Source organism: Duncaniella sp., from assembly GCF_029054785.1.
Lineage (GTDB): Bacteria > Bacteroidota > Bacteroidia > Bacteroidales > Muribaculaceae > Duncaniella.
Genome location: NZ_JAIDEN010000138.1, coordinates 1 through 4,968, shown reverse-complemented (window position 1 = coordinate 4,968; position 4,968 = coordinate 1). Strand labels below are relative to the sequence as shown.

5 protein-coding genes are annotated in these 4,968 nt (G+C 57.7%); all 5 read right to left on the bottom strand.

Translation table 11 applies throughout. The features are described from left to right. On the bottom strand, positions 1-410 hold a 410-nt coding region (locus K2H17_RS08660; RefSeq protein ID WP_300133793.1), incomplete at its 3' end, for a hypothetical protein. Between the two features lie 72 nt (positions 411-482). Next, positions 483-1,877 (bottom strand): amino acid carrier protein, encoded by a 1,395-nt coding sequence (locus K2H17_RS08655; RefSeq protein WP_300133791.1) that lies wholly within the window; start codon positions 1,875-1,877, stop codon positions 483-485. Continuing rightward, complete coding sequence (locus K2H17_RS08650) at positions 1,871-3,166, bottom strand: TPM domain-containing protein (RefSeq protein ID WP_300133789.1); 1,296 nt, start codon at positions 3,164-3,166, stop codon at positions 1,871-1,873. The genes K2H17_RS08655 and K2H17_RS08650 overlap by 7 nt, the downstream gene beginning before the upstream one ends. Continuing rightward, positions 3,166-4,503 carry a dGTP triphosphohydrolase gene (gene dgt / locus K2H17_RS08645; protein WP_300133794.1) on the bottom strand — a complete coding sequence of 446 codons (1,338 nt, stop codon included), beginning with the start codon at positions 4,501-4,503 and terminating at the stop codon, positions 3,166-3,168. Before dgt ends, K2H17_RS08650 begins: the two co-directional genes overlap by 1 nt. 247 nt (positions 4,504-4,750) lie before the next feature. Further along, positions 4,751-4,968, bottom strand: a 218-nt coding sequence (locus K2H17_RS08640) for a class II fructose-bisphosphate aldolase (protein WP_300133788.1), incomplete at its 5' end; no start/stop codon positions are given.

The window sequence follows — 4,968 nt, the reverse complement described above, 5'->3', positions numbered from 1 at the left end:
CCCCCCCCCTTTTTTTTTTTAACCCCCCAGACGCCATACGACTTGGCCTCTTGTGGGGTGGGCGGGGATTTGTGTAAACGCGACAGGGGCGCTTCGGGCGTAAGGGGGCGGGAGGGTGTCTCGCGCTCCTTTTTCGTGCGGCTGCGGGCTTTGGCCGATCGGGCAATCGCCTTGTCAATCTCAGGTTTCAGCAGCATCATGACCAGAAGCTGCCTGTTTTCAAGTTCCCTTTTGGGCTGAAGTCCGCTGCGGAGATAGTCGGAGATGTAGACTTCCATCTCGTATGTTTCCTGGCAGCCGGCATTGACTGCTGACATCGCATCTCGGACGCGGGTCATTGTCTCGACGTAAAACTTGCGCGACACGCTCAGTGCCGGAGTCTTTTTCTTCCCGTTGTTCTGTTTTTTCATAGCCGTATATCGTGTATAAGTGAGTGGATTGATTGTTTTTCACTGCAAATATACGGCCTGCGCACCCCCTTTTTAGTGCGATAATGCGGGGCGCCCTGAAAAATTTTTTATCTCTTCTCTTACCTGCCTGCCGAGCAGCAGAAGGGTGATCATGGTCGGGAAGGCCATCAGGGCATAGAACAGATCGCAGAAACCGATGGCTACTCCTAAGGGCATCACGGCGAAAACGATGAGGGTCAGGATGAAGAACCAGGTGTAGTACTTCGCTCTCTTCTCCCCGAACAGATAGGCGGCACAGCGGTTGCCGTAGAAGCTGTAACTGAACATTGACGACAGCGAGAAACACAACACGATACCCATCAGCAGGAATTCACCCGCGGGCAGTGCGTTGCCGAAGGCTTTCATGGCGACGTCGAGGCCCTTGATCCCTTCGACCGCCTGCAAATCGCCGCAGAGAAGGAGTGCGAGGGCTGTCAGGGTGCAGACCAGACCGGAGTCTATCGCCGGTCCGAGCATGGCGATCAGTCCTTCGCGGGCGGGCGAGACATTGGCCGACGCTCCGTGCATGATTGTGGCTGTGCCGACTCCGGCATCGTTGACCAGAGCCGCACGGCGGGCGCCGATGATGGCTATTCCGGCCAGTGCCCCCCAGCCGGCGCGGAGATTGAAGGCTTCTGTGAAGATCGACTTGAAGACTGCCGGAACTTCCGCCAGATGGGTGAGGATGATGTATAGCACGGCGATGAAATAGAGTCCGACCATGAACGGCACAAGCCATCTGGCCACTCCGGCAATGCGCCGGATGCCTCCGATCACGACTGAGGTCACTGTGAGGGCTATGCCGATGCCGACCAGGAGCCGGAATGCCGATTCGTGCCGCCAGCCGAGCGTCGATGCGATGGCGCTGACCGGGCCGTTTTGTTCGAGCCATTCGGGTGTGGTGAAAGTGCTGACCACAGCCTCCGTCAGCTGGTTGGCGTTCATTATGCAGAGCGTCCCCATCATGCCGGCCACGGCAAATGTCAGCGCCATCCAGTGCCAGCGCGGGCCGAGGGCGCGGTCGATGATATACATTGTGCCTCCTGAGCTGCGTCCGTCGGGATGTGTGACTTTGTAGCGTGTTGTGAGCACTCCTTCATGAAACTTTGTCGACATTCCGACCAGGGCGCTGACCCACATCCAGAAGATCGCACCCGGTCCGCCCATCACCAGGGCGATGGCCACACCTGCGATGTTGCCCATCCCTACGGTCGCGGCCACGACCGAAGTCAGGGCCTGGACTGAGGAGATCTGCCGTCCGGATTCGCGTGACTGCTTGCCGCGCAGTTCGCGGAATGCCTCCGGAAGCATCCGCAGGGAGACCATGCCTGAGCGGAAGAAGAGGTAGAAGCCCCCTCCGATGAGCAGGGCGAACAGCGGATAGCCGCAGAGAAAGTCGGCCAGGTCCGTGATGAAAAGACTTACCATCGTCCTCCTGCGCCTCCGCCGCCTGTCATGCCGCCTCCGAATGAACCTCCGCTGAAACCGCCGCCACCGCCTCGGCCAAGCGAGCTGCCGAGGATGGCACCTGCGGCCACTGCTGCCGTCGGATCCTGCTTTTTCGGGATGCGGAAGCGCTTCTGATGCTGATTGCCGCAGTTCTTGCAGATGTATATGTCGAGGCCTTCCCCTTCCCGCCCGACAATGGCCGGACGCAGGGTGCGGCGGTCGACGAGCGACATTGCGCGGGCGCCGCAGCGGTCACAGACCGTGTAGTTGGTCTGGCGGTTGATGTAGGGGAGGATTTCGGTCTGATGGCATTTGGGGCAGTGCCAGACATCATAGTCGATCGAGTTGATGCGCTCCTCGGTGTCCTGGGCCGGAGTGAGATAGTCGTTGTCATGCTCTTCGTCGATCAGCTCCATGCGTGTGCCGCAATGCGGGCAGTCGCGCTTGTGGCGGCGGACGCGTTTCATCTTGTAGGCCAGAAGGAGAAACGCCGGAAGCGCCATGCCGAGGGTCAGGAAGAGGCCGAAGAGGGTGATGGTCCGGTATTGGTCGAGCATGCGGTAGCGCTGGACATCGTCGAGCCGCCGCGAAGAGGCGATGGCATAGATGACCAGAAAGAGAAGCACTGCGGCGATTGTGCCTGCAAATGCGAGATACATGGTGAAGAGTTCGTTGCCGTCCAGATCATTTTCGAATCCGGCATGCGCGTCGTTGGCGTATTTCGATTTCAGCTCTTCGGCGAGTTCCGGATCACGCAGGACTTCTGAGATACTGCCGATTCCGGCCTCGGTGCCTTCATCGTATTTACCCTCGCGGTAAAGAGGGAACATGACGTTGCGGATGATGCGTCCGGCTATGATGTCAGGGAGGGCGCCTTCGACTCCGTAGCCTGTGCGGATGATCGCAGCATGGTCGTCGCGCGAGAGGAGCACGAGCACACCGTTGTCCTTGTCTTTCTTGCCTATTCCCCATTTTTCGAACAGTCTGGTGGCGAATTCTTCGGGAGTGAGCGAGGAGTCGACCTGATCGACGGCCACGACCACGAGTTCGACCGACGTGTCGTCCCACAGAGCCGCGATTTCGGAGTCGAGACGGCTGACGGCTGCGTCAGAGAGGACTCCGGAGGGGTTGGAGACATAGCGGTTGCGGTCTGCAACGTGGACGTTGGGGACTTCGTCGACTCTGACGGCCAGGGCTGAGACGGCTGTCAGGCAGAGCAGGAGCAGGGAGAGGCCGAGACGGTGATAGAGTGTTGTTTTTTTCATCATCAGTTGTTGATTTTAAGACTCATGCCCTTGAGACGGCTGTAAAGGTCGAGGGCATAGACATCGGTCATGCCGGAAATATGGTCCAGCACGGCCTGGAGTTTGCCGTAGAGGCTCGGAGAGTTCACTTCGTATTGCTCAGGGACTTTTGCCAGGAGCAGACGGGAATAGTTCAGTTCGGGGTTGCAGACTGCTTTGACAAGTTCGTGGATGAGGAAGGAGATGATCCGTGTACCGGCCAGCTCGATGTCTACCACATCGCCCGCGCAGTAGATTTTTTTCCACGAGAGGGCTTCGCAGTCGCGGTAGCCTTTGCGTTCCAGTTCCGGAATGTGGTCGAGAAGCGAGCCTTTGAAACGCCCCTGAAGGATCTCTTCTTCATGACTGAGAAAGGCTTCCGAGCAGCGGTTGACAAGCACTCCGATGATACAGGATCGCAGGTAGGCGATTTTTTCATTTGGGTCATCGACACCCCCCATCACCCGTTTGATGTGGGCCTGGCGAGCCTCGTCGAAGTAGCCGAGGAAAAGCGGTATCACTTCCTCGGTGGAGAGGATCTTCAGCTTGTGGGCGTCCTCGATGTCCATTATCTCGTAGCAGATGTCGTCGGCGGCTTCGACTATGTAGACGAGCGGATGGCGGGCAAAGCGGACCGCGTCGCCGCTCTCTTTGAGCCGGATCATGCCGAGTTCTTCGGCTACTTTGATGAAATCGTCCTGCTCGGAGGCGAAAAAGCCGAATTTGCCGTGGGAGCCTGCAAGCGAGGAGTCGAAGGGATATTTGGCGATGGATGCCAGGGTGGAGTAGGTCATGGCGAATCCGCCCGGACGGCGGCCGTTGAAGCGGTGGGTCAGCAGCCGGAAGGCGTTGGCGTTGCCTTCGAAGTTGGTGAGGTCGGACCATTGGCGTGGTGTGAGCTGCTGACGGAAACAGCGCCCTTCGCCTTCGCTGAAATAGGTCGAGATGGCTTTCTCTCCGGAGTGCCCGAAGGGGGGATTTCCCAGGTCATGGGCCAGGCAGGCGGCGCCGACGATCTCGCCGATCGAGTCGAGCTTGGCCACCCAGGGCGCAGAGGCGTATTTTTTCCGCAGGCCTGCTGCGATCTCCGCAGCCATCGAGCGGCCAACGCTTGCAACCTCGATGCTGTGGGTCAGACGGTTGTGGACGAAGATGCTTCCCGGAAGGGGAAACACCTGTGTCTTGTTTTGCAGACGTCTGAATGGCGACGAAAACACCAGGCGGTCAAAATCGCGCTGGAAATCGCTGCGTGAGCCGGTTTTCGGATCGTGGAAGTGTTCGAGTCCGAAACGTTTGTCGTTGATAAGTCTGTCCCATGACATCTGTTCCATAGTGTTCGGAGGGTTTTAAACAACCTCTTAGTGTGGAGGTCGGGCTATTCCTGTTGATGGTTAATGCGAAGATACGGAATATTTATGTATTATAACGTTTTGGCGCAGTTAAAATTTCGATGGGGCTGGTGATCCGGTGTGAATTTCCATTCAGTCTGTTCTGTCAGAAGCAACAGGGAGAATGCCTTTTCGGGCATTCTCCCTGTCTGTGGTATGGATAATTCCGAGTTGACGGAAATTATTCTGCTTTGCCGTTGGAGCCGAGCACAGCAACGATCTTGTGCTTGTAGAGTTTCTCCATTTCGTCGCGGGCCGGGCCGAGATATTTGCGGGGGTCGAACTCAGCGGGCTTTGTAGCCATCACCTTGCGGACAGCGGCAGTCATGGCCAGACGGCTGTCAGAGTCGATGTTGATCTTGCAGACAGCGCTCTTGGCAGCCTTGCGGAGTTCTTCTT